Consider the following 25,216-nt stretch of genomic DNA (forward strand, 5'->3'; position numbering starts at 1 on the left):
GGTCGCTGGAGCGTTCCGGCGACCCCGCAGCTCTCCGGCGAATTCAGCGGGAACTTCCGGCCGCCGCAGCCTAACGGCGGGAACCGTCTCATCGGAGGAGTCGCCTTCGGAGTGCCTGGTGTAACCCCGTTGAAACTCCTCGTTGACACCTCCGACTAACGCGCGTAACCTAAATCACACCTTCCAGATAACGCGCGTTACCAACGTCATCCGGAAGTGCAACCCAAAGCAGCACCCCAGAGCAAGCAGCAGGCTTTGTTCGACGAAGAGCAAGTGGAGCATTCAATGGCGAGAAGCACCGCCGAGAGCAAGGCCGCCACGGCCGCCAAAGCTACAGGCGAGGCCGCGAACGCGTCAGGCAAGGCCCGGCAGCGGGGCGTCACCATGACCGACGTCGCGCAGCGCGCCGGGGTTTCCCGCACCACGGTCTCCTTCGTCCTGAGCAACCGGGAAAACACCAGCATCTCGGCCGAGACCCGCATCCGCATTGCCGAGGCCGTCCAGGAACTCGGGTACCGGCCCAACGCCGGCGCCCGGGCCCTGGCCTCCCAGCGCAGCGACTGGTACGGGATCGTCACGGAGATCGTCACGGCCCCGTTCGCCGTCGACATCATCAAAGGCGCCCAGGACCAGGCCTGGCTGGACCGCCGCTTCCTGCTCATCGCACCCTCCGACCAGGCCGATGCGCACGGACCCAACCAGGGCCTGGAAGACGCCGCCATCGAAAAGCTCCTCGAACAGCGCGTGGAAGGACTGCTGTACGCGGCCACGTACCACCGCGGCGTGCACGTACCGGAAAGCGCCAACGAGGTTCCCACGGTGCTGATCAACTGCTTCGACGCCGACGGCAAGCTGCCCTCGATCGTCCCGGACGAACGCACCGGCGGGCGGGTCGCCGTCGAACGGTTGCTCCAGGCCGGCCACACCCGGATCGGCGTGATCAACCTGGACCCGGACATCCCGGCCGCGATCGGGCGTTTGGAGGGTGCCCGCGAAGCGCTCGCCGCGGCCGGCCTGGAGCTGGATCCGGAACTCGTCGTCTCGGGACACGCGACGGCGGACGGCGGCTATGCGGCCGCCTGCACGATTCTTGACCGGTATCGGGAAGGGCAGGGCCGGCCGACGGCCCTGTTCTGCCTCAATGACCGGATGGCGATGGGCGCCTACGACGCCATCAAGGAACGGGGACTGACCATCCCCGGAGACATCGCAGTGATCGGCTTCGACAACCAGGAATTGATTGCGGCCTACCTCAGGCCGAAGCTCACCACGGTTGCGTTGCCTTTCGAGGAAATGGGGGCCCTGGGCGTCCGGACGCTCGCAGCCCTCACAGCAGGACAGCCGATCGCTGCCGACCAGCAGCTGGTCGACTGTCCGCTGCTTGAACGTTCTTCAGTCTGACCGCGAAATCACCACTGAAGATCTGCCCCAACCCACCTTTCAGCAAGATAGGAATGAGATAACCATCATGACACAATCCCGGTTCTTGAGGTCTGCGCGCATCACCGCCGCCGGCCTGGCAGTGGGGGCGTTGCTCCTCACCGGTTGTTCGGCCACGGCAAACAAGCCGGCCGATTCCTCCTCATCCTCGGCGAACCAGAACGCCCTGCTCACCATTCCCCGCGAAGACATGGGCACGTTCACCCGCAACTTCAACCCCTTCGCCCCCACGGTGAACCCGATGGTGCAGCAGTCCATCTACGAATCCCTGCTGATCTTCAATCCGGCCCAGGGGAACACGACCCCGTGGCTCGCCACGTCCTGGGATGTGGCCAAGGACGGCAAGTCCATCACCTTCACCCTGCGCGACGGCGTGAAGTGGTCCGACGGCAAGCCGTTCGTGGCCGACGACGTTGCCTACACCTTCCAGCTGCAGAAGAAGATCAAGGGCGGCTTCGACTACCTCAAGGCCGTCACCCCGGAGGGCACCAACAAGGTCACCTTCACCTTCAACACCCCGTGGTCGCCGGCCCTTTACGACGTCGGACAGCTCACCATCCTGCCCAAGCACATCTGGTCCGCGCTCAAGGACCCGGAAAAGGACGCCAACGCCAAGCCCGTCGGCACCGGCCCCTACACCGAGGTGGACAACTTCCAGGCCCAGTCCTTCGTGCTGAAGAAGAACCCCAACTACTGGCAGCCGGAGAAGCAGAAGATCGCCGGCATCAAGATGCTCGCCTTCGCCGGCAACGACGGCGCCAACCTCGCCGCCGCGAACGGCGACGTGGACTGGGCCCCGCAGTTCATCCCGAATATCGAGAAGACTTTCGTCGCCAAGGACAAGGCACACCGCAACTACTGGTTCCCGGCCACGGGCGCCATGATCAACTGGCAGCTGAACACCGCCAAGGCTCCGTTCAACGACCCGACGGTCCGCAAGGCCCTCAGCATGGCCGTGGACCGCGACCAGGTCACCAAGATCGGCATGAGCGGCTACGCCAGTCCCGCCGACTGCACCGGCCTCTCCGGCAACTACGAGAGCTGGAAGAACCCCGCCGTCAAGGACAACTGCAGCTGGACCAAGCTCAACGTCGAGGAAGCCAACAAACTGCTGGACGAGGCCGGGTACGCCAAGGGCTCCGACGGCAAGCGCACCCTGAAGGACGGCAAGCCCTTCGAATTCAAGATCTCCGTGGGCGCTTCGTCCTCCGACTGGCTGTCCGTGGCCAACGTGATCTCCCAGAACCTGCAGGCCGTGGGCGTCACCGCCAAGGTGGACTCCCCGGACTGGGCCGCCGTGGTGGCCGGCTACGAGCAGGGCACCTTCGACTCCGGCATCGTCTGGAGCGCCAACGACCCCAGCCCGTACAAGTACTTCAACACCTCCATGGGCACCGCTACGGTCAAGCCCGTAGGCACCAAGACCTTCGACAACTACCACCGCTTCGGCGATGCGAAGGCCGACGCCCTCCTGAAGGAGTTCGTTGCCGCCGGCGACGAAGCGAAGCAGAAGGACATCGCCTACAAGCTCCAGGAAGAGTACAACGACGTCGCACCGCTGGTGCCGCTGTTCTCCGGCCCGGAATGGGGCGCCTACAACGACACCCGCTTCACCGGCTGGCCCACCCAGGACAACCCGTACGCCACCCTCTCGGTCCGCGCACCCACCACGGTGCTGGTCCTGACCACGCTGGAACCGCGCAAGTAGCAGCCCCGCTGCCCCCCTCGCCTCGCTTCGGCCAGGGAACCCGGGCAGCGTGGGACCACTTCCTACTCCGCCCGGCGGCGCCTTTTGCGCCAAGTATGCCGCCGCCGGGCGGGCACCATCTCTTTCCGGCCGTGACCCCTCACGGTTCCGGCCACCCGCAATTCCCGAATGGAGGGAAACCGTGCGCTTCATCCTGCGCCGCCTGGGTTTCTACCTGATTGCCTTCTGGGTATCCATCACACTGAACTTCCTGCTCCCGCGCTTCATGCCCGGCGACCCCGTCTCGCGCATGTTTGCCCGCTCCGCCGGCCAGATGCAGCCCGAACAGATCGAGGCCCTGCGCAAGCTCCTGGGCGTGGACAGCCGCCCCATCTGGGAGCAGTACGCCGATTACCTGCACAACATCGTCACCGGCAACATGGGCGTGTCCATCACCCGCTTCCCCACCCCCGTCACCGAGGTCATCGCCTCCCAGATCGGCTGGACCCTCCTGCTGGGCGGGACCGCCCTGGTGATTGCCGCCGTCGTGGGGAACCTGCTGGGGATCCTGGCCGCCTGGCGGCGCGGCGGCGCGATCGACTCGGCCCTGCCGCCGCTGCTGGTCTTCATCGGCTCCTTCCCGTACTTCTGGCTCGCGATGGGTGCGCTGTACCTGTTCGGCGTGATCCTGGGCTGGTCCCCGCTCCGCCACGCGTTCACCGACGGCCTGGAGCCGGCCTTCAGCTGGGAGTTCATCGGCGACGCCGGCGCCCACCTGGTGCTGCCGGCCCTGACGATCGTGCTGGTCTCGATCGGCGGCTGGATGCTGGGCATGCGCAACACGATGATCGCCACCAACGCCGAGGACTACATCACCATGGCCGAGGCGAAGGGCCTCAAACCGGGACGCATCATGTTCCGCTACGCCGCCCGCAACGCCATGCTGCCCTCGGTGACAAGCTTCGGCATGGGCCTGGGCTTCGTGGTGGGCGGGGCCCTGCTGACCGAGGTGGTGTTCGCCTACCCGGGCGTCGGCTACCAGCTGCTGAACGCGGTGCAGGGCCTGGACTACCCGCTCATGCAGGGCCTGTTCCTGACCATCACGGCCGCCGTGCTGCTGGCCAACTTCCTGGTGGACATCCTCTATGTCCGCCTCGACCCGCGCGTGCGCGCCAGCTAGGGGCTTCGATGACTACTTACATTGATCCGTCACCTTCCGCGGCGGCTGCTGCGTTGGAGAGCCCGACGGCGGCACCCGCCTCCGGAGCTCCGGCACCGGGTTCCGCTGCCGCGCCCGCGCCCCGCAAGCCGAGGCAGGGCCTGGTCCATGGCCTCCTGAGCAACTCCAAGGCCATGGTGGGCGCCGCGATCCTGCTGGTGTTCATCGCGCTGGCGCTGCTGGCCCCGGTGCTGTTCCCTGGCGATCCTTCCCGCATCACGGACATGGCCGGCCTGGAACCCTCTGCCGAGCACTGGCTGGGTACCACCGCCAAAGGCCAGGACGTCATGGCCCTGACCATCCACGGCGCCCGCAGCTCCCTGCTGGTGGGCCTCACCGTGGGCTTCGCGTCCACCTTCGTGGGCATCCTGGTGGGACTGGCGTCGGCGTACTTCGGCAAGTTCATCGACGAGGCCCTGTCCCTGGTCACCAACGTGTTCCTGCTCCTGCCGGGCCTGCCGCTGCTGGTCATCCTGGCCGCGTTCCTGCCCCCGGGGCTGGGCACCGTGATCCTGGTGCTGATCGTCACCGGCTGGGCCGGCTCGGCCCGGGTGCTGCGTTCGCAGGCGCTGTCCATCCGTTCCAAGGATTTCGTGGCCGCGGCCGTGGTGTCCGGCGAGCGGGCCGGGCGGATCATGTTCCGCGAGATCCTGCCGAACATGGCCTCGATCGTGATGGGCACCCTGCTGGCCTGCGTGATCTACGGCATCGGCGCGCAGGCGGGCCTGGAGTTCCTGGGCCTGGGCGATGTCAGCACCGTCTCCTGGGGCAACAACCTCTTCTGGGCCGGCAACGAGGGTGCCCTGATGACGGGCAGCTGGTGGGTGTTCGTGCCCTCCGGTGTCTGCATCGCTTTGGTGGCCTTCGCCCTGGCCCTTATCAACTACGCCGTGGACGAGGTCACCAACCCCCGCCTGCGCAAGATCAAGCCTGTTTCGGAAGGGAAGGCAGCGAAATGACCGTCTCCCAAGTCTCCTTCGGCTCGCACGAGCCGGTCCTGGAGGTCAAGGACCTTACCGTGAAGTACGTGGGCGACACCCGCTCCACCACCGCCGTCGACCGTGTTTCGTTCAGCATCGGCACCGGGGAAATCTTCGGCCTGGCCGGCGAGTCCGGCTGCGGCAAGTCCACTATCGCCAACACGATCATGCGCCTGCTCAAGGACCCGGCGAAGATCGCCGGCGGCAGCATCCGCTTCGGCGGCAAGGACGTGCTGGCCATGGGCCCGGAGGAACTGCGCCGCTTCCGCTGGCAGGACGTGGCCATGGTGTTCCAGTCGGCCATGAACTCGCTCAACCCGGTGCTGACCATCGGCGAACAGATCACGGACATCTACACCACCCACGCCGGCTACTCCCGCAAGGAATCGCTGCGCCGGGCCGCGGAACTGCTGGAACTGGTCCGGATCGATCCGGTGCGGCTGAAGTCCTACCCGCACCAGCTCTCCGGCGGCATGCGCCAGCGCGCCGTGATCGCCATGGCGGTGGCCTTGAAGCCGTCGCTGCTGATCCTGGACGAGCCCACCACGGCGCTGGATGTGGTGGTGCAGCAGGAAATCATGGCCCAGATCAAGGAACTGCAGCACGAGCTGGGCTTCTCCGTCCTGTTCATCACGCACGACATGTCCCTCATGGTGGAACTCTCGCACCGCATGGCCGTGATGTATGGCGGCCGGATCGTGGAAACCGCCAAGGCCGCGGACATCCACACCGCCCCGCAGCACCCCTACACCCAGGCCCTCATGGGCGCCTTCCCGCCGCTCACCGGCCCGCGGATCCCGCTCACCGGACTGGCCGACGGCGTGAAGTTCCACAACATCCCGGACCTCGCCGAGGTGACACCCGGCCATTTCGTGGCACCGTTCGCTGCGACCGACACGGCTTCGGCCCATAATTCCGCCGCTGCCTGCGGTCCGGCCACTAGTCCGGCACTCCTGGAAGGAGCGGCACGATGAGCAGCACTATCCTGGGCGCCGCGGCGCCCGCCGCCGGAACCGCAAAAGCAGCCCTGGAAATCCGCGGCCTCAGCAAGAGCTTCCCCATCGGGGGTTTGTTCTCCCGGGAGTTCGTTCGCGCCCTGCACGGGGTGGACCTGAGCCTGGGGCGCGGCGAGATCGTGGCCCTCGTGGGCGAGTCCGGTTCCGGCAAGAGCACTCTGGCCCGCTGCGTGGCCCGCCTCGAAAAGCCCAGCTCCGGGCAGATCCTGTTGGACGGCGTCGACGTCTTGAAGCGCGACCGCTTCCAGGCCTCCCGGGCGTACCGGTCCCAGGTGCAGATGGTGTTCCAGGACCCCTTCGGCTCGCTCAACCCGGCCCACCGGATCGAGCACTTCCTGCGCCGCTCCCTGGCCATCCACGGCAAGGCAGGCTCCGCCACCGCAACGCAGGCACGGCTGGAAGAGCTCATGGCCACCGTGGGCTTGCAGCCGGACATGCTCAACTCCTATCCGCACGAACTCTCCGGCGGGCAGCGCCAGCGCGTGGCGATCGCCCGGGCCCTGGCCGTGGAACCGCAGGTGATCCTCGCCGACGAGCCCACGTCCATGCTGGACGTCTCGGTGCGGATCGGAATCCTGAACCTGATGCGCACGCTCCGCGACGAGCAGGGCATCTCCATGCTCTACATCACCCACGACCTCGCCTCCGCCCGCTACCTCGCCGACCGCACGGCCGTGATGTTCGCCGGGGAACTCGTGGAGGAAGGCGAGTCCCTGGACCTGTTGGCCAACCCCGCCCACCCCTACACCCAGCTGCTGGTCTCCGCCGTGCCGGACCCGGCGCGTTCGGGCTCCTATGACCCCGTCCGCAGGGCCGAGCTGCGCGCCGCGGTGATGAGCCCGGCGTCGTGCGCGTTCCACGGCGACCCGGAACAGCCCTGCTCGGCCGAGCAGCCCGTCCGCCACCGGGTGGGCAGCCCCGAAAACCGTCACTGGGTGCGCTGCCACCTGTACCGTCCCGCCGCCGGCACGGCCGGCCACGCCCTCGCAGAAGCCAAGGTCTCCTGAATGACTGAACTGACCCACCCGCTGGCCACCGTCCCCCGCGACGAACTCGTGGCCCGCGCCGAAGCCGACCCGCACCGGCCCCGCTTCCACTTCGTCTCCCCCGCCGGCTGGCTCAACGACCCCAACGGCGTCAGCCAGTGGAACGGCAGCTACCACCTCTTCTACCAGTACAACCCCGAAGGCGCCTTCCACCACCGCATCCTCTGGGGCCACGCGGTCTCCACGGACCTGGTGCACTGGGAGGACGCCCCCGTGGCCCTGGAACCCGGGCTTGGTTCCGCCGACCCGGACTCCGCCAACTATCCGGACCGGGACGGCTGCTGGTCCGGCGTGCTGGTGAACGACGGCGGTGTGCCCACCCTGGTGTACTCCGGCCGGCACGGCGAACGGGAACTGCCTTGCGTGGCCGTCGGCTCACCGGACCTGCTGTCCTGGACCAAGGCCCCGGAAAACCCGGTCATCGCAGCCCCGCCCGCCGGCGTCGACATCACCGCCTACCGCGACCACTGCGTCTGGCGCGAAGGCTCCGTATGGCGCCAGCTGGTGGGCTCGGGCATCCGCGGCCGCGGCGGCACCGCATTCCTCTACGAATCCGCCGACCTGCGCTCCTGGGACTACGTGGGCCCGCTGTTCATCGGCGACGCCTCCGGCGACCCCGAGGCCAGCGACTGGACCGGGACCATGTGGGAATGCGTGGACCTGTTCCGCGCCGGTGCCGGTTCCCTTGGCGGCCCCGGCGGCCCGGCGGAGGACGCGCTGGTATTCTCCGCCTGGAACGACGGCGACACCCGCCACCCGCTGTACTGGACCGGCCGGTACTCCGGGGACTCCTTCGAAGCCGCCGCCCTGCACCGCCTCGACTACGGCGGCCGCTACTTCTACGCCCCGCAATCCTTCCTCGACGAGTCCGGCCGGCGCATCATGTTCGGCTGGCTGCAGGAAGGCCGACCCGAGGAAACCGCCGTGGAAGCCGGCTGGTCCGGGGTCATGAGCCTGCCCCGCGTCACCACCCTGGCCGCGGACGGCACGCTGTCCTTCACGCCCGTGCCCGAACTCGAACGGCTGCGCACCGGACATGTCCACCTGCCCGGGCAAGTACTGGTCGCCCCGGCCGCACCCCTGGACACCGGAATTTCCGGCAAGCAGCTGGACCTGGAACTCGAACTGCAGCTCTCCGCCGGCTCCACAGTGCGGCTCGGGCTCCTGGGATCCGACGACGGCCGCGAGGAAACCGCCGTCGAACTGGCCCTGGACACGGACGGCGCCTCCGGAACACTGCGCCTGGACCGCAGCCGCAGCAGCATCACCGCCGAGGAAGAAGGCCTGGACACCGAACCCAAGGAAGGCCCCGTAACCATGCCCGGCGGCCGCGTCTCGCTGCGCGTCCTGCTGGACCGCTCCGCCGTCGAAATCTTCGCCAACGGCAAACCGCTCACCGCCCGCGCCTATCCCGTGCTCGACGGCGGAAACGTCACCCTCGCAGCCGCCGAAGGTACCGTGCGGCTGCTGTCCTTCGATGCCTGGACCATGGGGGAGATTTTCGGAGGTGGCCGCGTCCTCTTCCCGTAAGCAACCCATTCATCCGTTGATCAAAGGCGATCTGAATGCACAAGAGAATAGTTGCCGGCCTTGCGGCCGCCGTCCTTGGCGTGGGCTTCGTGGGAACGGGGGCCGTGGTTCCCGCGGCGGCCCTCGGCCCGGGCCCCGTCACCCTCAACAGCACCACCAGCACCATGCCGGACGTCGTGGGCGTCACCGGCAGCTGGACCCGGACCGCGCAGGGCGGGTATACCGCCGTCGCGCAGTCCGGGCAGAACGCGGCGGCCATCAGCGAGCAGCTCGTGGCCGGCACCGCCCGCTACACCGCGGGAGTGAAGGTCGACGCCGGTACCCCCTTTGGCGTCGGAGCGCTCCTCTTCCGCGCCACCCCCGACGCCGGGGCCGGGTACGCGGCCACGATCGACCCGAACCTGGACCGGGTGCGGCTCTTCGACCTGGCCACCGGACTGGACGTTGCCGCGCCGGCGTCTGTGCCCCTGAACACCGGCCAGAGCTACACCGTGGACGTGCACGTGGACGGGCCGCGGATCTACGTGGCCGTGGACGGCGTGGAACGGATCGACGCCACGGATTACCGCTACAACTCCGGCCACGTGGGCCTGCACGCCTACAACGGCACCGTGGACTTCGGTACTCCGGGTGTGCGGACCATCGACGCCAACGTGGACGGCTGGTCCGTGTCCTCCGCATCCGCCTGGCAGGCCACGGCTACCGGATTCCGGGGAGCGGCCCCGGCGGACACGAACATCCGCGCCATCGCCACCGGGCAGTCTCCCGCCGATGTGGACTTCACCACCGACATCCAGTTGACGTCCACCTATGGGGTGGGGGCGGTCCTGTTCCGCAGCAATGCCGCCGGCACCTCCGGCTACGCCGCCGAGGTGGATCCGAACGCGGGCAGGCTGCGGCTCTATCGGGTCTCGGACAACGCCACGCTGGGGACCTTCACCACGGCCATCACGCTGAACAAGGTCTACCGGCTACGGATCACCGCCATCGGCACCCAACTGGCCGTGTACTGGCAGACCGACTTCCTGGACCCCAACGGGGCCACGGCGTCCATCACCGCCACGGATTCCTCGGCAGCTTCCGGGAATGTGGGGCTGCTGTCCTACAACGGCACCACGGTCTTCCAGGGCATGACCCTGCGCGGCCTCGAGTCGTCATTGCAGGGCTGGCGCGTTTCGGCCGGCTCCTGGGAGCCGGACGCGCGCGGGCTGCGCGGGACTGGCTCGTCCGGCACTGGTTCTCCAAATACAGCGGTGCGTTTTGTCCCGGCGGTGGCGTCCGACGTCGTCGCCTCCCTGGACCTGAACGTCGCCTCCCCGGCGACCGCCTCGGTGGTGGTCCGGAGCAATGCCGACGGCAGCGGCGGCCCGGAACTGAGGATCGACCCCGGGGCCGGGACGGCGAAGCTGTACAACCGCGCCACAGGCAGCCTGCTGCTTTCCGGTACCCTGCCCGCGGGGAGCTTCAGCACGGCACAACAGGCATCCCTGTTCCCGTTCAACCGGGTCCAGCTCACCCTGCAGGGAAGCGCCGCGAGCGTCCTGGTGAATGGCACAACCGTGCTAAATGGCAGTGCGGGCACGGCCTCAGGGACCGGCGTCGCATTGCTGGCGACCGGCGGGTCCGCGACGTTCCAGAATGTGCGGGTGGACCCTGTGGAGGAGTACATGAACGGGCTCTACCAGCCCGGCTACCACTACAGCCAGACCTCGGGCAGCAGCTCGGACCCCAACGGACTGGTCTACTTCGCCGGCGAATACCACCTTTTCCACCAGGACCGCGGCCGCTGGGCACATGCCGTCAGCACGGACCTGGTCCACTGGAAGCAGCTGCCCATTGCCCTGCCGCACTTGGCCTCGGGGGAGTCCTGGTCCGGTTCGGCCGTGGTGGACGCCGCGAATTCGAGCGGGCTTTTCAACGGGGTGCCCGGCGGAGGACTGGTGGCCTTCTTCACCTCGTTCAACCATGACGCCCCCAACGGCAATCAGTCCGTCCGGGCCGCCTACAGCTCGGACAAGGGCCGCTCCTGGCACGTGGTGCAGGACGCCCCCGTGGTGGAGAACCCGGGCGGGGCGAACGGCGGCTGGGATTTCCGCGACCCGAAGGTCAGCTGGGACGCTGTTGCGGGCACATGGGTGATGGTGGTGGCCGGGGGCGACCACATCCGCTTCTACACCTCCACCAACCTGCTGTCCTGGACCTTCGCCAGCTCCTTCGGCTACGGCGACTGGGTGCGCGGCGGCGTCTTCGAGTGCCCGGACTTCTTCTCCATGCCTGTGGAGGGACAGCCCGGGACCTCGCGTTGGGTGCTGTACTGGAGCACCGGCGCGGTCCGCGCCACCAACGGCTCCGCGGCGCAGTACGTCACCGGGACCTGGAACGGCGGCAGCTTCACCCCGGACACCGCCGCTTCGCAGGTGCTTGAGGCCGATCACGGCCGGGACTACTACGCGGCCATGAGCTTCTTCGGCGCACCGGACGGCCGCCGGATCATGATCGGCTGGATGAGCAACTGGGACTACGCGTTCAGTCCGCCCACGGGCCGCTGGAACGGCCAGCTCAGCATCCCGCGCGAGCTGAAACTGGCGGACGTCCCGGGAGCCGGGCTGCGCCTGACCCAGGCCCCGGTGGTGGAGGAGGAGTCGCTGCGCGCCTCTACCTGGCAGGCCTCGGACGTCACCGTCACACCGGCGTCGGCCAATCCGCTGGCCGCGGCGTCCGGGCGGTCCTTCGAGCTCGAGGCCGAGGTGGGCCTGCCCTCTGTTGGGGGTGCCGCGTCCTTTGCCTTCGGCCTCCGGAAGGGGAACGGTTCCACGGGGGCGCAGGAAACGTCCGTGAAGTTCGACGCCGGACCGGGCACCGTGACGGTGGACCGCGGCAGTTCCGGCCGGGAAGACTTCACGCGCTACTTCGCCGGTACGGCCGCGGATAACTCCTCGGCGCCGTGGAGTTCCACGGTGGTGGGTTCCGAGCGGCGGGTGAAGCTGCGCGTGCTGGTGGACGCGTCCTCGGTGGAGGTCTTCGGCGGGGACGGGACGGCGTCGATCTCCTCCCTCGTGTTCCCGGACCCCTCCTCCACGGGGTTGTCCTTCGCCGCAGCGGGCGGCACCGCCCGGCTGGTCTCGGTCAAGGTCCACCAGCTTTCGGACACCGCCCGCCTGGGCGGCTCCCCGCAAAGCACAGCTCCGCCGTCGGCACCGCTGCCGGCCGCCACGGGAAGCGCACGGCACAACCTGGGCGCGTACACCGTGGTGCCCGGCGGGCGCTGGGAAAGCACGGGCGCGGGCCTGGCCGGAACCTTCGACAAGGACTCCACCGCCATGAGCCCGGCGTCGTTCACGGATGTGCGGGTGCAGGCCACGGTGCGCTTCGGCGGCGAACCGTTCGCCGGTGCCATGCGCAACCGCGACCTCGCCCCGGAACATGGCTATGGCGGCGCGGGCTCGGTGCTGCTGCGCTCCTCCGCCGACGGCTCCAGCGCGTACTACGTGAACCTGGACCCGAACCTGCGCGAAGTCCGCGTGTTCGTGCTGGTCAACGGCGTGTTCAACCCCACGACAGGCATCCTCGCCAAGGTCCCGGTGGCCCTCTCGCAAGGCGTGAGCTACCGGCTGGACACGGCGGTCCAGGGGAACCGCATCACGGTCTCCGTGGACGGCGCCCAACTGATCGATATCACGGACACTCAGTTCAGCTCGGGCAAGGTGGGCGTGAACGTGTTTGACGGGCGCGCCGCGTACCAGGACCTCGTGGTCACTCCTCTCTGAGGCTGCGCTGGCCCGGCCCGGCCCGGCCCCCGCGGGTTCCGCCCGGCAACAGCCCCCGGCCCGGCCGCCGCGGGTTCCGCCCGCCGAAATGTTGTTTGCCCGCTGAAATTTGAGCGGGCGAACCACATTTCGGGGGGCTGGACCGCGCCCTCTCCCCATTACTGCTCCCACAGGCCATGTGCGAAGAAGCACTCCACACAAGAAAGCCACAGAATGAACACACCCAGCATCATGCAGGACACCGCTGTTCCCGGATCCCGGGTCAGCCGGCGCTCACTGGTCACCGGCGCCGGAGTCGCGGCGCTGGGCTACCTGGCAGCACCGGCAACGGCCGGGCCCGCAGCGGCGGCACCGCTACTCGTCAATGGAGGCGGAATGCGTCAGCGTCCTGAGTACCACTTCAGCGTCCCGGACAACTGGAAGAACGATCCCCAGCGGCCCATCTACGTCAACGGGGAATACCTGTACTACTACCTGTACAACGCCGATTACCTTGAGGGCGGGGCCGGCACTGCATGGCGCCTGGCCACCACCCGGGACCATGTGTCTTTCCGCGACGAGGGCGTCGCCATCCCGAAGTTCTCGAACGCGAACGGCGACTGCTGGTCGGGGAGCCTTGTGGTCGACGAACGGAACACCGCCGGCTACGGCAAGGGCGCGGTGATCGCCGTCGTCACGCAGGCTCCCGGCGGAAAACAGGCGCCGTACCTGTGGTATTCCACCGACGGCGGCCGCAGCTTCACGCCGGGCGGCAAGGCCCCGGTCCTCCCGAACCCCGGCGTGCAGGACTTCCGCGACCCGAAGATCATCTGGGACGGTGACCGCCGCCGCTGGTTCCTGGCGAACGCGGAAGGCCGCACGCTCGGGTTCTACGTTTCGCCGGACCTCCATTCCTGGACCCGGGTGGGCGAGTTCGTCCGCACCGACCTCGGCCTGCTTGAGTGCCCCGACATCTTCCGGATGACCGCGGACGACGGCACCACCCACTGGATCCTCGGTACCAGCGCGAACGGGAATGGCCGCGGGCTGCCTGCCACCTACGCCTACTGGACCGGCGCCTTCAACGGCTCCGCTTTCGTCCCCGACCACGACGAGCCGCACTGGCTGGACTGGGGCTTCGACTTCTACGGCGCCGTCACCTACCCCGATCACTTTGCTTCGTGCGCCGAAAACCCGGCCTTGCGCCGGGCCATCGGCTGGGCGAACTTCTGGGATTACCCGCACAACACGCCGACCCTGGCCACCGACGGCTACAACGGTGACGACATGATCGTCCGCGAACTGCGGCTCATCCGTGCCGGAAACGGGTACCGGCTAGCTTCGGCACCCCCGGCCGCGCTCTCTGCTTATGTAGGCAGCACGCACCGCCTTGGTGATGTGTCAGTTCAGGGCACCAAGGACCTGACCCTCCGTTCCGGGGCCTACGATCTGTCCTGCGAGCTGGCCTGGGACCCGGCGGCACCGCCAACGAACATCGGCTTCGAATTGTGCCGGGCCCCGGGCGGCGGCCGCCATGTCGCCGTCGGCGCCTATCTCCCGGGCCGGTACAGCTACGTCAATCGCCGTCCGACCATCAACCCCACAGGAGGGGAATCCCAGACGCCGTTCGACCCCGCTGCGGGGAAGCTGCAAGTCCGTGTCCTGGTGGACCGCAACAGCGTGGAACTCTTCGTGGGCGACGGCACGGTGGTCCACTCGCACCGGGTCTTCCCCCTGGAAGGCGACAACGGCATCCGCCTCTACTCCAACGACGGCCGTGCAACCTTCCGGCGGCTGACCATCCGGGAGATCACGATGAGTTAGGGGCACCGGGCTCCTGACTGGAGCCCGGATTACGCTCCGACGCTTTCGCCCCGGCAAATGTTGTTTGCCCGCCCAAATGTGAGCGGGCAAACAACGTTTCCGGGGGCAGTTTCCGGGCAAATGCTATCCACTCCGCCTGCTGCGCCGCGCCGAGACGGTCCGCAGTCAGCCGGCAGAACTTCTTCTCCACCTCGGCGGGACTCAGGGGGTGCCGTGCCCCGCCCCGGGCATGCTCCACGCGCGCGGCGAAGGTGCCATGGGCCGTGATCACCTCCACCAGCGGCTCCCGCCCGCCTTCCGGCTCCCGCCCGCCTTCCGGATCCCGCACAACCTCGATGCGCGCCAGCCGCTCCAGCACCCCGGGGCTGTCGAAGAGCCTGAAGTCCTCGGGCATCAAGTCCTTGCCCTCCAACAACAAAGCCAGCGACACCGGCAGGCTCATCCGGGCCTGGGCGGCGTCCGCGGGCGCGGGCGGGCAGATCATGGGCCGCAGGAAGCCGCTGACGTGCACCCGCACGGCCCGGACATCCGCCGGAGAAAGGCCTTCCGCCGCCAGGACGCCCAGGAAGGCGTCGATGGCCGTGTGGGCGCTGCGGCAGCTGGCGTAGGGCTTGATGGCGGAATGTTCGAAGTGCCAGGTGGAGCCCAGCCCATCCACGAGGAGCCCGGGTTCCACCTTGTCGAAGCCGGCGCCGTCCGGGCCGCCGTGCGTGGCGAAGAAACCACCCCACACCGGCTCGAACACCTGCCGCGGACCGTTCGCGCCCGCCTGCGCGAGGAGCGCGGCCTCAAGCCCTGCCCGTGCGGCCTGCCCGGGATGGAACTGCTTGGTCATGCTGCCGTCGGCGGAAAACGCCCAGCCGCCGGCACTGGAACTCGCCGCGATGCCCAGGGCCGACGCCGACTGCCCGCCGTCCAGCCCCAGCATCACCGAGGCCGCGGCCGCGGCTGCGAACACCCCGCAGGTAGCCGTCGAATGCCAGCCGCGGGCGTTGTGCTGCTCGTATCCACCGAGCGCGAGCTGCACCCGGCGTCCCACCTCATAGCCGGCCACCAGCGCGGGGAGGAGCCGCCCGCCTGGGCGCGCACCGCCGTCGGGCGCGCCGCCGTCGGGCGCTCCGCAAGAGGGCAGGAGCGAAAGCAACACCGGCACCACGACCGCGCCGGAATGATCGCAACCTTCGGTGTCGTCGACTTCGAGACAGTGGGCGGACACGGCATTGACGAAGGCGGCGTCCAGCGGATCCAAGGCGGCGTGGTGATGATCCAAGCCGGCGACACCGGCCAGCGGTACGGGGCCGGGCCGTCGGAACACCGCCCGCGCGGCCTGGGCCGGGAGTTCGTCCTGGCCCGCGACCATGGCGCCGAGCGTGTCCAGAAGATGGTCGGAGGCCTTCTGCGCAAGCCTGGGGGAGAGCGTATGGTTTGCCATCCCGGCCACCCACTCGCCCAGACGGGCGGCCAGTGGCGGTGCTTGGGTGCGGGCCGCCGTCGTCATGATTCCCGTGCAGCCAGGTCCACGAACCGGCGGTAGGGATGGTCCGTTTCCACCGGCTGCCCGGCCCAGTGCGCGGCAAGCCGGCCGCACGTCGCGATCCAGGCCTCCCCGGAAGCGATGGTGGAGGACAGGAAGTCCTCGAGCAGCCGCGCCCGTCCAGGAGTGCCCATGATCTCGGCATTGAGCCGGAGCATGAGCATGGTCCCGAAGCGCCGGGCGGCCGCGAATTCGATGTCCCAGTTGTCCCGGACGGCCTCCAGGCTCTGGATCCGTGACTGTCCCGGTGGGAAGGGCGGGTCCAGGTTGAAGCCCAGGTACTGCAGGTCCTCCAACTCGTAGCGGAACGGCAGTTCCAGGACGCCGGTGTCACCCAGCGGGAAGGGCCTGTCGTCGCCCGGCAGCGAGGACGACCACTCGAACCCGGCGGCGGCCATGGCCTCCGGGAAGCCGGGCTTCCACTCGCCGGAGGGCGTGCGGAACCCGCGGACCGGGGCGCCGGAAACCTCCTGCAGCGCGCGGGCGCCGTCGAACATTTCCGTCGCTTGGCCATCAAGGTCCAGGCCGTCGAAGTCCAGGTGGTGCATGCCATGGCAGGCGAGTTCGTGCCCGCCATGGACCACGGAGCGGACCAGCTCCGGGTACTGCTGTGCGATGGCGCCGGGGATGAACCAGCTGGCCGCCACGCCCAGCCGTTCCAGTACGCGCAGGAGCCGGCCGGCGCCATGGTCCGGGCCGTACTGCCCCACGGAACGGGACTTCAGGCGGTCCCGGTGCGCCGGGTCGAGAGCCAGGAAGGGCAGGTCGCCGTCGACGTCGATCGTGACGACGACGGCGCAGCGCGCCCCGTGCGGCCAGAGCGGCAGGTGTGGACGGCCGCCCGCGGCAGTGCCCGCCGCCGTCGGGAATCCGGAAGTGGGTGTCATCGCAGGAGCCTTTCGTTCCAGTCCTCGGCTACGGCCCGGCAGGTGGTTATCCGGGCCCGGCCCGAGTCCAGGATCGTGCCGAAGAACTCGTCCAGCAGCAGGGCCCGGCCCGGGGTGCCGATGACCTTGGGGTGCCAGATGGTGCTGACCATCAGGCCTTCGTCCGCTGCCGCGAGGATCTCGTCCCGCCAGCCGTTGAAGACCGGCCGATAGGCCGCCACCCGGTCCAGTCCGGACGGGAAGTTCGGGGAGCGGTGGTAGGCGAAGGCGGTGTAGTCGTCAAAGAGGGATTTGGCGGGCAGCTCGATCAGCCCGTTGTCCGCGTGCCGGAAGGGCAGGTCGCCGTTCCGCAGCGAGCTGGAATACAGCAGGCCTTCCTCGGCGAGGAGCTGCGCTGTCTGCGGGTGCCAGTCGCCGGAAGGGGCACGGAAGCCCGCCCCCGGCGCGCCGAGGAGCTGCCGGAAGATTTCCCGGCTGCGGCGGATGATGGCCCGCTGCTCCGCTTCGGGTTTGCCGAAGAACACTTCGTGGCGGTGCCCGTGGTGCGCCATTTCGTGGCCCTCCTCCAGGACCCTCCGGCAGAGTTCCGGCCACTGTTCCACCACCCAGGACGGGGTGAAGAAGGTGGCGGTGAGTCCGTGTCCGGCCAGGATGTCCAGGATCCGGGGCATCGCCCGGTGCGGGCCGTAGGCGCCCAGGGTGAAGTAGCCGGGTTTGCGCCAGAGGGCTCCGCTGAGCATGGCATTGCCAGTGGGTCCGTCAAGGTCGAAGGCCAGGGCCAGTGTGGCGCTGTCCGGTGTGGTGGGGGCGTCCACACCGGCCCTGGCGGTATCAGGCTTCACCGCTTACTTGACCCCGTTCAGGACCGGATCCGTGAGGCCGTAGCCCACATTGTGGGAGTCCAGGATCTTCTTCAGGGTGCCGTCCGTCTTCATGTCCTGGAAGGCCTTGACCACCTTGTCCTGCAGCGCCGTGTTGCCCTTCTTGGTGGCGGCGCCGAACGGAAGTTCGTTGACGTTGCCCAGGACCATCGCGTACTTGCCCGGGCTCTTCTTTTCGAAATAGACCAGGTTCTCTGCGCCCTGGATGGCTACCTGGGCCCGGCCCTGGTCCAGCTGCAGGCGGGCCGCGGCGCCGGAGTCGGTCGGGACAATGTTCACGGCCGGCTTGCCGGCGCCTTCGCACTTTTCCTTGCTGAAGCGCTGCAGGGCCGGGTAGTAGTCGGTCTTGGAGCTCACGGCCACGCTCTGGCCGCAGACATCCGTGTCCTGGGTGTACTTGGCCTTGTTGGCACCGAGCACGTAGAAGCGGCCCACGGACTTGAAGTAGTCGATGAAGTCCACGGTCTTCTGGCGTTCCACAGTGTCGGACATGCCGGAGAAGACGATGTCCACCCGTTCGGTCTTTACCGAGTTGATGAGCTGGTCGAACTTCTGCTGGGTGTACTCGACCTTCAGGCCCACGCGTTTGCCGATTTCGGTGACGATATCCACGTCCACGCCCACCAGCTGGTTGCTGCTTTCGTCCAAGTACTCCATGGGCGGGAAGTCGGGGGACAGCCCGACGTTCAGGACGCCGTCCTTGATGGTGCTGGGTTTGCCGTCGGCGCTCTTGGCGGGCGCGCCGCAGGCGGTGAGTGCGAGGGCGAGGCCGAGGACGGCGGTGCCGCCCTTGAGGAGGTTCTTCTTCATGGTCTTCCTTCGGGGGAGGGGATGTTTTTCGAGGGAGTTACTTGGGGGGAGTTACTTGAGGGGAGTTACTTGAGGACCCTGGACAGGAAGGCCCGGGTCCGGGGGTTCTGCGGGTTGTCGATCACTTCGGATGGGCTGCCCTGCTCCACGATCACGCCGCCGTCCATGAACACCACGCGGTCCGCCACTTCACGTGCGAAGCCGATTTCATGGGTGACCACGATCATGGTCAGTCCGCCGGCAGCGAGTTCCTGCATGACCTTGAGGACTTCGCCCACCAGTTCCGGGTCGAGGGCGGAGGTCGGCTCGTCGAAGAGCATGAGCCGGGGCTCCATTGCCAGTGCACGGGCGATGGCTACCCGCTGCTGCTGCCCGCCGGAGAGTTGGCGCGGATAGGCCGTGGCCCGGTCCGCGAGGCCCACCTTCTCCAGCAGGGTCATGGCCGCCTCGTTGGCCGCGGCCGCGCTGTGCCCCCGCACCAGGCGCGGGGCGTGGGTGATGTTCTCCAGCACTGTCATGTGCGGGAACAGGTTGAAGCGCTGGAAGACCATGCCGATCTCGCTGCGCTGGCGGGCGATGGCGTTCTCGTGGACCTGCTGGAGGACCTCGGGGTCTTCCGTGCGGCGGTGCCCGATGACCTCGTCGCCAACGAAGACCAGCCCGGAGGTGGGCTGCTCGATGAAGTTGATACAGCGCAGCAGGGTGGACTTGCCGGAACCGGAGGGGCCCAGGATGCAGACAACTTCACCGCTGCTTACTTCCAGGTCGACGCCCTTGAGGACGTCGTTGGGGCCGAAGCTCTTGGTGATGCCCTCAAGCTGGACAAGTGGCTGGATGCTCATGCGACGCTCCTACGGCTGGTGAAGAACCAGACCACCTTCTGCCAAGGGGTCAGGGGGAGGGCCTTGCTGGAACTGCCCTTGGCGAAGCGGCGTTCCACGTAGTACTGGATGACGGACAGGACGGAGACGGCCAGCAGGTACCAGATGCCGGAGACAATCAGCAGCTCCATGATCATGTTGTTGACCAGGTAGACGTGCTGGGCTTCGTTCAGCACTTCCGAAGCGCCGATGGCGGACGCCAACGACGTTGTCTTCAGCATGCCGATCGTTTCGTTGCCGATCGGGGGCAGGATGACCCGCATGGCCTGGGGAAGGACCACGGTCCGCATGGTTGCGGTGCCGGGCAGGCCCAAGGCCTTGGCCGCCTCGCCTTGGCCTTCGTCAACGGACAGGATGCCGGCACGTACCACCTCGGAGGTGTAGGCGCCCTGGTTCAGGCCGAGGCCAAGGATCGCGGCCACGAAGGGCGAGACGACGTCCACGGTGCGGCCCTCGATGAGCCCGGGGATGCCCACAACGGGAAACACCAGGGCGATGTTGAACCAGAGCAGCAGCTGCAGGTAGACCGGGGTGCCGCGGAAGAACCACACATAGATCCACGCGATGCCGCTCACTACCGGGTTGGAGGAGAGCCGCATGACGGCAACGAGCACGCCCAGCGCAATGCCGATGAGCATGGAAACCACCGTCAGGACCACGGTGATGCCCATGCCGGACACGATGGCCGGGAAGGTGAAGTATTCGCCCACAGTGGGCCAGTCGATCTGGGCGCCCGCAAAGGAGGCGACGATCCAAAGCAGCACGGCCGCCGTCGCGATCGCGGCAATCCAGCGGGCCCAATGCTTGACCGGAACAATCCGGTAGGTGATGCGTGCCGTTACCTGGGTAGGCGTCATGCCGGAACCTCCTGGGGGTCGGGGGTGGCGGGGTCGGGGGTGGCGAAGCCGGCCAGGCTGCTGGCCAGCGCGTCGCGCAGGGCGCTCGCCTGCGGGTCAATGTTCGACGGCGCGGTGCCGCCGGGTCCTGAACGCCGGGCCAGTGCGGACTCGATGCTGAGCCGGTGCAGCGCTGCTTCGGTGATGCGGGCGTCGATGGCCTGCGCCTGGGCCAGGTCCAGGTCCTCCAGCCCGATGCCTTCGGTCTCACAGAAATGCACCACTTCACCCGCGACGTCGTGTGCCTGGCTGAAGGGGATGCCCTGTTCCGCGAGCCAGTCTGCCAGTTCGGTGGCCAGCGTGAAGCCCTGCACGGCCTGGCGGCGCATGGTCCCGGCCTGGACGGTGAAGGTCCGCACCATGCCGGTGATGGCAGGCAGGACCAGTTCGAGGGTGTCCGTGCTGTCGAAGGAAAAGTGTTTGTCCTCGGCGAGGTCGCGGTTGTAGGCGAAGGGCAGCCCTTTGAGCACGCCCAGCATCCCGCTGAGGTTGGCGTTCAGGCGGGCTGCCTTGCCGCGGGAGAGCTCGGCGATGTCCGGGTTCTTCTTCTGCGGCATGATCGAGGAGCCCGTGGACCAGGAGTCGTGCAGTCCGATCCAGCCGAATTGGGTAGTGGACCAAAGGCACAGCTCTTCGCTCAGCCGGGAGATGTCCGTGGCCAGCATCGCCGTGGCGTAGAGGAAATCGGCAACATGGTCCCGGCTGGAAACGCCGTCGATCGAGTTGATCACCAGGCCGGAGAAGCCCTGCTCGCGGGCTGCCGTCAGCGGTTCCTGGCTGAGCGGATTTCCCGCCAGGGCCGCCGCACCCAGCGGCGAGAGCGACGACGACTCCCAGGCGTTGCGGAGCCGCTGGACATTGCGCGAGATCGCGGAAGCGTGCGCCAGCAGCTGGTGCCCGAAGGTGATGGGCTGGGCGGGCTGCAGGTGCGTGAAACCCGGCGCCGCGACGTCGCGGTTTTCCTCGGCGCGCTGGATCAGTGCCTCGACGAGGTCCGCCGCTTCCGCGGCAAGCCTGGCCGCCGCCGCCCGGAGGTAGAGCCGCAGTTCGTTGGCGGTCTGGTCGTTGCGGCTGCGGCCGGCCCGGAGCTTGCCGCCCAGGGTGCCCAGGCGCTCCACGAGGACCCGTTCGAGGTAGCCGTGGACGTCTTCGTCCTCGGCCGTGGGGCGGACTGTCCCCGCTTCGTGGTCGGCCACGATGGCATCCAGCGTGCTGCTGATCGTGCTCCGCTCGCCTTCGCTGAGGAGGCCTGCCCGGACCAGCTCGCCGGCGTGGGCCTTGGAGCCGACCACGTCGAAGCGGACCATCCGGTAGTACTCCGGAGGGCAGCGGGAGAGGTCTTCAAGGGCCTTCGCCGAGGGGGCGGAGAATCGTCCGCCCCAGAGCTTTCCGGCCTCATGATGCCCGGCGTCTTGTGCCTGAGCAACGCTCATTCTGTGATCCTTCCCACAAGTTCCTCCATGAATGTACGACAATATTTGCCATGGATGGCCCCAATGTCAAGAAATTGTATGGCAATATTGATTTCATGACGACGAATGGTGCGCTGTGGGGGTGATCTGGGAATATGAGCGGCATGAGTGATACCAAGGGGGACGCAGGCGGGGCATCGGCGCCCGCAGCCGAAAACATTGCGGAGGAGATCCGGCGCGGCATCGTCAGTGGCGAACTTGCGGCGGGGGCCTCGGTCACCGAGAAATGGGTCGCCGAAAAGTACTCCGTCTCGCGCACCACCATCCGCGAAGTATTGAACTTCCTCATCGGCGAGGGGTACCTGGTGCGCCGGCCCTACCACAGCGCCCAGGTGCGCTCGTTTACGGAGAAGGAAGTCCGGGACATCATGGAGGCCCGCGAACTGGTGGAAGTCCACGCCGGCATCCGCTCCATCGCGGCGGACAAGGCCAGCAAGGAACGGCTCCGTGGCGCCCTCGCCGCCTATGTGGAGGCGATGGATTCCGGCGACGTCGCCGAGAGTTCGCGCCGGCACCGGGAACTGCATGTGGCGCTGGTGGGGATGTCCGGGAACGAGCGGCTCATGAAGCAGGAGGAGCAGTTGATGATCGACTCCTCGCTCTTCGTGGCGGTCATCGATTCCCGGCGCGACGACGTCGAAAAGATGAAGCGCGCCCACACCCAGCTCGTGGAGGCCTTCCTGGAAGGCGACCAGGAGCTTTCGGTGCGGTTGGTGCGCCAGCACCTCGGCATGGTGGAGAAGGCAGCAATCGAGGAACTCGAACCCTCACGGCACTGACTTTCCGTGGCAGGTGCCCGACGGCGGCACCCGCCTTCCCCGCGAACGCCGCGAACGCCGCCGGGCGTCCGGGGTGCGGTACTTGGGCCGGACGCGTCATTCAGCGTCCGCCCCGTGCCTCAGTACTCGCCCTTGATCACGAAGAACGAGCCCCGGATCTCGCCGGCCAGCTTGGACTTCTGGCGGGCGAATTTGAACTTCTCCGCAAGCTCCGCGGGCACGTCCATGCCCTGCGAAAGCTTGAATCCGACGGCGCGCTTCTTCCCTTCCTCCAGGCCGTACATCACATTGATGGACAGCCCGGACTCGTAGAAGACGTAGTCCATGCGTAGGCCGTCGACCTCGAAGGAGGACACTTCCAACGGCGTGGAGGCGATGACGATCTCGCGCTCCTCGGCGAGGATGCGGCGGATCCGCTCCAGGATCTCCGGGGCCTCCGCCGCGGGCGTGACCGTGAAGACGTGGCCGTACTTGTTCTTGTAGTAGCGGGCCTCGTTGGCGCGCAGCCCGGCGAGGGCCTCCGCCACGGGAGACGACTCCAGGCCCGTGGTGGAGACCTTCTCAAAATCAACGACGTACGACATGCACCCTCCCTGTAGATGTCCTGTTCAGGACAACCATAGCGAGCGGGGTGTGTCCGCGTTGACGCGGCCGGGCCGCACTGGGCCGGGCTTTACCGCGCCGGATCGAGGCCGGGCGTGTGCGAGGTCATGCTGATCAGCCGGCCGTGCGCGCCGAAGGTGAAGTGCACCGGCTCGGTCCCGGCCTCGTCCCAACCGAAAAGGTAGCCGTGCGAGCGGATGGCCCGGACGTCCCGGTGGTCGGCGATGGTGACGGAGCCGCAGGGAATAACCTTTTCGCGCCAGGTGAAGACGTAGATGCCCGGGCGGATCTGGAAGGTGGTGTTGGTGTCGGTGTCGGCCAGGCCGCGCTCGGGTCCGGCCAGGCACTGCCACGTGTACCACTGCGGGCTGAGGTAAACGTGCTCGTAGGCGTGGATGTCGCTGTATACCCACTCCACGCGGCGGCCAAGCAGCGCCGTGGTCTCCGCCACCGGCTCGCCCGCGGGCTCCGACCCGGTGATCACGCCCGGCAGGAACTCGTGGCGGACGGCGGTCTCGCCGGGCTCCGCGTGGCCCAGGACGGCGCCGACGAATAGCACACGGCCGAAGTCGAGGTCCACGAAGAGTGACACCGAGTAGTTGCGGTCGGCGGCCGAGTGCCACTGGGCGTAGTACAGCCCCTCGGCCACGGCGAACGCCTCGTAGTGGTCGTCCCCGGACTGTCCCCCAGCGCTCCAGGCAACGGTGCCGGCGCCGAACTCGAAAACGAAGCTGCCGCCGTCGGACCTTCCGCCGTCGATCTGCACGGTCAGCTTGGTGCCGGCCAGATCCTGGACCGGGGCGGCCTTGTTGGCGTCGAATCCGGGGGCCAGGCCGTCCAGGGGCAGCCAGGTGGAGGTGTCGAGGAGGTTGTTGCTCATGGTGTGTCCTTATGTACAGCCGGCGGCTCGAGGACCGGCCGTCGGCGATGGCGGCATCTGGCCCGCTGTGTGCCGGGTCACGTTTCCTGGCGGGCTTGGCTCCCAGCCTAGGGACCGAGCGGGGCGGCTTCCTTGTCTGCGAGCGAAGGCCGTTTGTCGAAACTGGCAAGGCCGGGAGGCCGACTCATCCTCCCTAAGCAGGCACCCAGCGACAAGTCGCGTTCGCGGCCGGTCAAGTCCGCGCACGGAATCCGCTGGCAGCATGGGGAACGTCTTACGGACAGGAGCATGCGGTGGACCTTGGATTGGCGGGAAAGGTGGTGCTGATTTCGGGCGCGGCCTCCGGCATCGGCCGGGCCTGCGCGCTCGCCTTCGCCCGGGAGGGCGCCCGGCTTGCGCTGCTTGACGTTGACGACGACGCCGGAGCCTCCCTCCAGCGCGAACTCGCCGGGGTGCCGGGTGCGGGAGCTTCCCGCTTCTTCCGTGCCGACGTCAGCGATGAGGCGGACGTCCGCCGGGCCGTGGAGGCGACGGCCGCGGCCTTCGGCGGGATCGACGCCGTGGCGGGCTGTGCCGGGATTTCCGGGCTGGTCGGGACCGGCCTGGAGGATGTGACGGTCGCCGATTTCCGGCGCGTGATGGACGTCAACGTCACTGGGCAGTTCCTGCTGGCCAAGCATTCCGCGCCGTACCTGCGGGCTTCCGCGAACCGGACTTCCGCAAGCGGCGCCGGCGGGGCTTCCGGGGCCGGGACCATGGTGCTGCTGGCGTCGGATTCCAGCTTCGTAGCCGCCCCGGGAATGGTGCCGTACAACGCCTCCAAGGGCGCGGTGCTGCAGCTGACCCGGGCGTTGTCCGTGGAGCTGGCCGCCGACGGGGTCCGCGTCAACTGCGTCTGCCCGTCGGTGGTGGACACCCCGATGGCCCGGGCCGACCTCGGTGAAAGCTCGGAGTCGCTGCGGTCCCGCGGTTTCCCGGTGCAGGGACCGGAACAGGTAGCCCACCATGTGCTCTACCTGGCGTCCCCTGCCTCCGCGCCCGTCAACGGCACCAGCCTGGTGTCCGATTTCGGCTACCTCGCCCGTTCGTCCTTCCCCGCCTGAGC

General features: G+C 68.0%; 20 protein-coding genes. 11 read left to right on the forward strand and 9 right to left on the reverse strand.

The annotated features are described in order from the left end of the window. The first annotated feature begins 384 nt into the window (after positions 1-384). The 9 genes from DWV11_RS11490 (at position 385) to DWV11_RS11530 (ending at position 14,488) form a co-directional block, all read left to right on the forward strand. Complete coding sequence (locus DWV11_RS11490) at positions 385-1,401, forward strand: substrate-binding domain-containing protein (protein WP_115789095.1); 1,017 nt, start codon at positions 385-387, stop codon at positions 1,399-1,401. A 67-nt stretch (positions 1,402-1,468) separates the two neighbouring features. Beyond that, on the forward strand, positions 1,469-3,148 hold the full coding sequence (locus DWV11_RS11495; protein WP_115789025.1) for an ABC transporter substrate-binding protein: 1,680 nt from the start codon (positions 1,469-1,471) through the stop codon (positions 3,146-3,148). A 181-nt stretch (positions 3,149-3,329) separates the two neighbouring features. After that, positions 3,330-4,307, forward strand: a complete 978-nt coding sequence (locus DWV11_RS11500; RefSeq protein WP_115789027.1) for an ABC transporter permease — start codon at positions 3,330-3,332, stop codon at positions 4,305-4,307. 8 nt (positions 4,308-4,315) lie between these two features. After that, a complete protein-coding gene (locus tag DWV11_RS11505) occupies positions 4,316-5,305 on the forward strand; it encodes an ABC transporter permease (RefSeq protein WP_245953566.1) in 990 nt (329 codons plus the stop codon). Next, entirely contained in the window at positions 5,302-6,300 is a 999-nt protein-coding gene (locus DWV11_RS11510) for an ABC transporter ATP-binding protein (RefSeq protein ID WP_115789031.1), read from the forward strand. Before DWV11_RS11505 ends, DWV11_RS11510 begins: the two co-directional genes overlap by 4 nt. Beyond that, on the forward strand, positions 6,297-7,349 hold the full coding sequence (locus DWV11_RS11515; protein WP_115789033.1) for an oligopeptide/dipeptide ABC transporter ATP-binding protein: 1,053 nt from the start codon (positions 6,297-6,299) through the stop codon (positions 7,347-7,349). Before DWV11_RS11510 ends, DWV11_RS11515 begins: the two co-directional genes overlap by 4 nt. After that, entirely contained in the window at positions 7,350-8,918 is a 1,569-nt protein-coding gene (locus DWV11_RS11520) for a glycoside hydrolase family 32 protein (protein ID WP_115789034.1), read from the forward strand. It abuts the gene before it with no gap. Positions 8,919-8,953: 35 nt separating this feature from the next. After that, the gene (locus tag DWV11_RS11525; RefSeq protein WP_115789036.1) at positions 8,954-12,685 is read left to right on the forward strand and encodes a glycoside hydrolase family 32 protein; all 3,732 of its coding nucleotides are present in this window, start codon (positions 8,954-8,956) and stop codon (positions 12,683-12,685) included. 213 nt (positions 12,686-12,898) lie between these two features. Then, positions 12,899-14,488 (forward strand): glycoside hydrolase family 32 protein, encoded by a 1,590-nt coding sequence (locus tag DWV11_RS11530; RefSeq protein WP_245953567.1) that lies wholly within the window; start codon positions 12,899-12,901, stop codon positions 14,486-14,488. Here DWV11_RS11530 and DWV11_RS11535 read toward each other — a convergent pair. The 7 genes from DWV11_RS11535 to argH form a co-directional block, all read right to left on the reverse strand. After that, positions 14,475-15,986, reverse strand: a complete 1,512-nt coding sequence (locus DWV11_RS11535; RefSeq protein ID WP_115789037.1) for an MmgE/PrpD family protein — start codon at positions 15,984-15,986, stop codon at positions 14,475-14,477. The two genes, DWV11_RS11530 and DWV11_RS11535, sit on opposite strands and share 14 nt — an antisense overlap. Beyond that, positions 15,983-16,909, reverse strand: coding sequence for a polysaccharide deacetylase family protein (locus DWV11_RS11540; protein ID WP_115789039.1), 927 nt, complete (start codon positions 16,907-16,909; stop codon positions 15,983-15,985). The genes DWV11_RS11535 and DWV11_RS11540 overlap by 4 nt, the downstream gene beginning before the upstream one ends. After that, positions 16,906-17,751 (reverse strand): polysaccharide deacetylase family protein, encoded by an 846-nt coding sequence (locus DWV11_RS11545; RefSeq protein ID WP_115789041.1) that lies wholly within the window; start codon positions 17,749-17,751, stop codon positions 16,906-16,908. The genes DWV11_RS11540 and DWV11_RS11545 overlap by 4 nt, the downstream gene beginning before the upstream one ends. A gap of 3 nt (positions 17,752-17,754) precedes the next feature. After that, positions 17,755-18,600: an ABC transporter substrate-binding protein gene (locus DWV11_RS11550; RefSeq protein WP_115789043.1), complete on the reverse strand. Its 846-nt coding sequence runs from the start codon at positions 18,598-18,600 to the stop codon at positions 17,755-17,757. Positions 18,601-18,665: 65 nt separating this feature from the next. Then, positions 18,666-19,442 (reverse strand): amino acid ABC transporter ATP-binding protein, encoded by a 777-nt coding sequence (locus DWV11_RS11555; RefSeq protein ID WP_115789045.1) that lies wholly within the window; start codon positions 19,440-19,442, stop codon positions 18,666-18,668. Then, positions 19,439-20,338 carry an amino acid ABC transporter permease gene (locus tag DWV11_RS11560; protein WP_115789047.1) on the reverse strand — a complete coding sequence of 300 codons (900 nt, stop codon included), beginning with the start codon at positions 20,336-20,338 and terminating at the stop codon, positions 19,439-19,441. Before DWV11_RS11560 ends, DWV11_RS11555 begins: the two co-directional genes overlap by 4 nt. Then, positions 20,335-21,810: an argininosuccinate lyase gene (gene argH, locus DWV11_RS11565; protein ID WP_115789048.1), complete on the reverse strand. Its 1,476-nt coding sequence runs from the start codon at positions 21,808-21,810 to the stop codon at positions 20,335-20,337. Before argH ends, DWV11_RS11560 begins: the two co-directional genes overlap by 4 nt. Positions 21,811-21,953: 143 nt before the next feature. On the opposite strand from argH, the gene DWV11_RS11570 reads away from it, so the two are divergent. Next, positions 21,954-22,628 carry a GntR family transcriptional regulator gene (locus tag DWV11_RS11570; protein ID WP_168404681.1) on the forward strand — a complete coding sequence of 225 codons (675 nt, stop codon included), beginning with the start codon at positions 21,954-21,956 and terminating at the stop codon, positions 22,626-22,628. Positions 22,629-22,747: 119 nt separating this feature from the next. Here the strand turns inward: DWV11_RS11570 and DWV11_RS11575 are convergent, their stop codons facing one another. Further along, on the reverse strand, positions 22,748-23,212 hold the full coding sequence (locus DWV11_RS11575) for a phage tail protein (RefSeq protein WP_115789052.1): 465 nt from the start codon (positions 23,210-23,212) through the stop codon (positions 22,748-22,750). Positions 23,213-23,301: 89 nt separating this feature from the next. Then, complete coding sequence (locus tag DWV11_RS11580; RefSeq protein ID WP_115789054.1) at positions 23,302-24,111, reverse strand: MoaF C-terminal domain-containing protein; 810 nt, start codon at positions 24,109-24,111, stop codon at positions 23,302-23,304. Between the two features lie 293 nt (positions 24,112-24,404). Between DWV11_RS11580 and DWV11_RS11585 the strand changes: the two genes are divergently transcribed. After that, on the forward strand, positions 24,405-25,214 hold the full coding sequence (locus tag DWV11_RS11585; protein WP_115789056.1) for an SDR family NAD(P)-dependent oxidoreductase: 810 nt from the start codon (positions 24,405-24,407) through the stop codon (positions 25,212-25,214). The last annotated feature ends 2 nt before the right edge of the window (positions 25,215-25,216 follow it).

The organism is Arthrobacter silvisoli (assembly GCF_003369445.1).
Classification (GTDB): Bacteria; Actinomycetota; Actinomycetes; order Actinomycetales; family Micrococcaceae; genus Arthrobacter; species Arthrobacter silvisoli.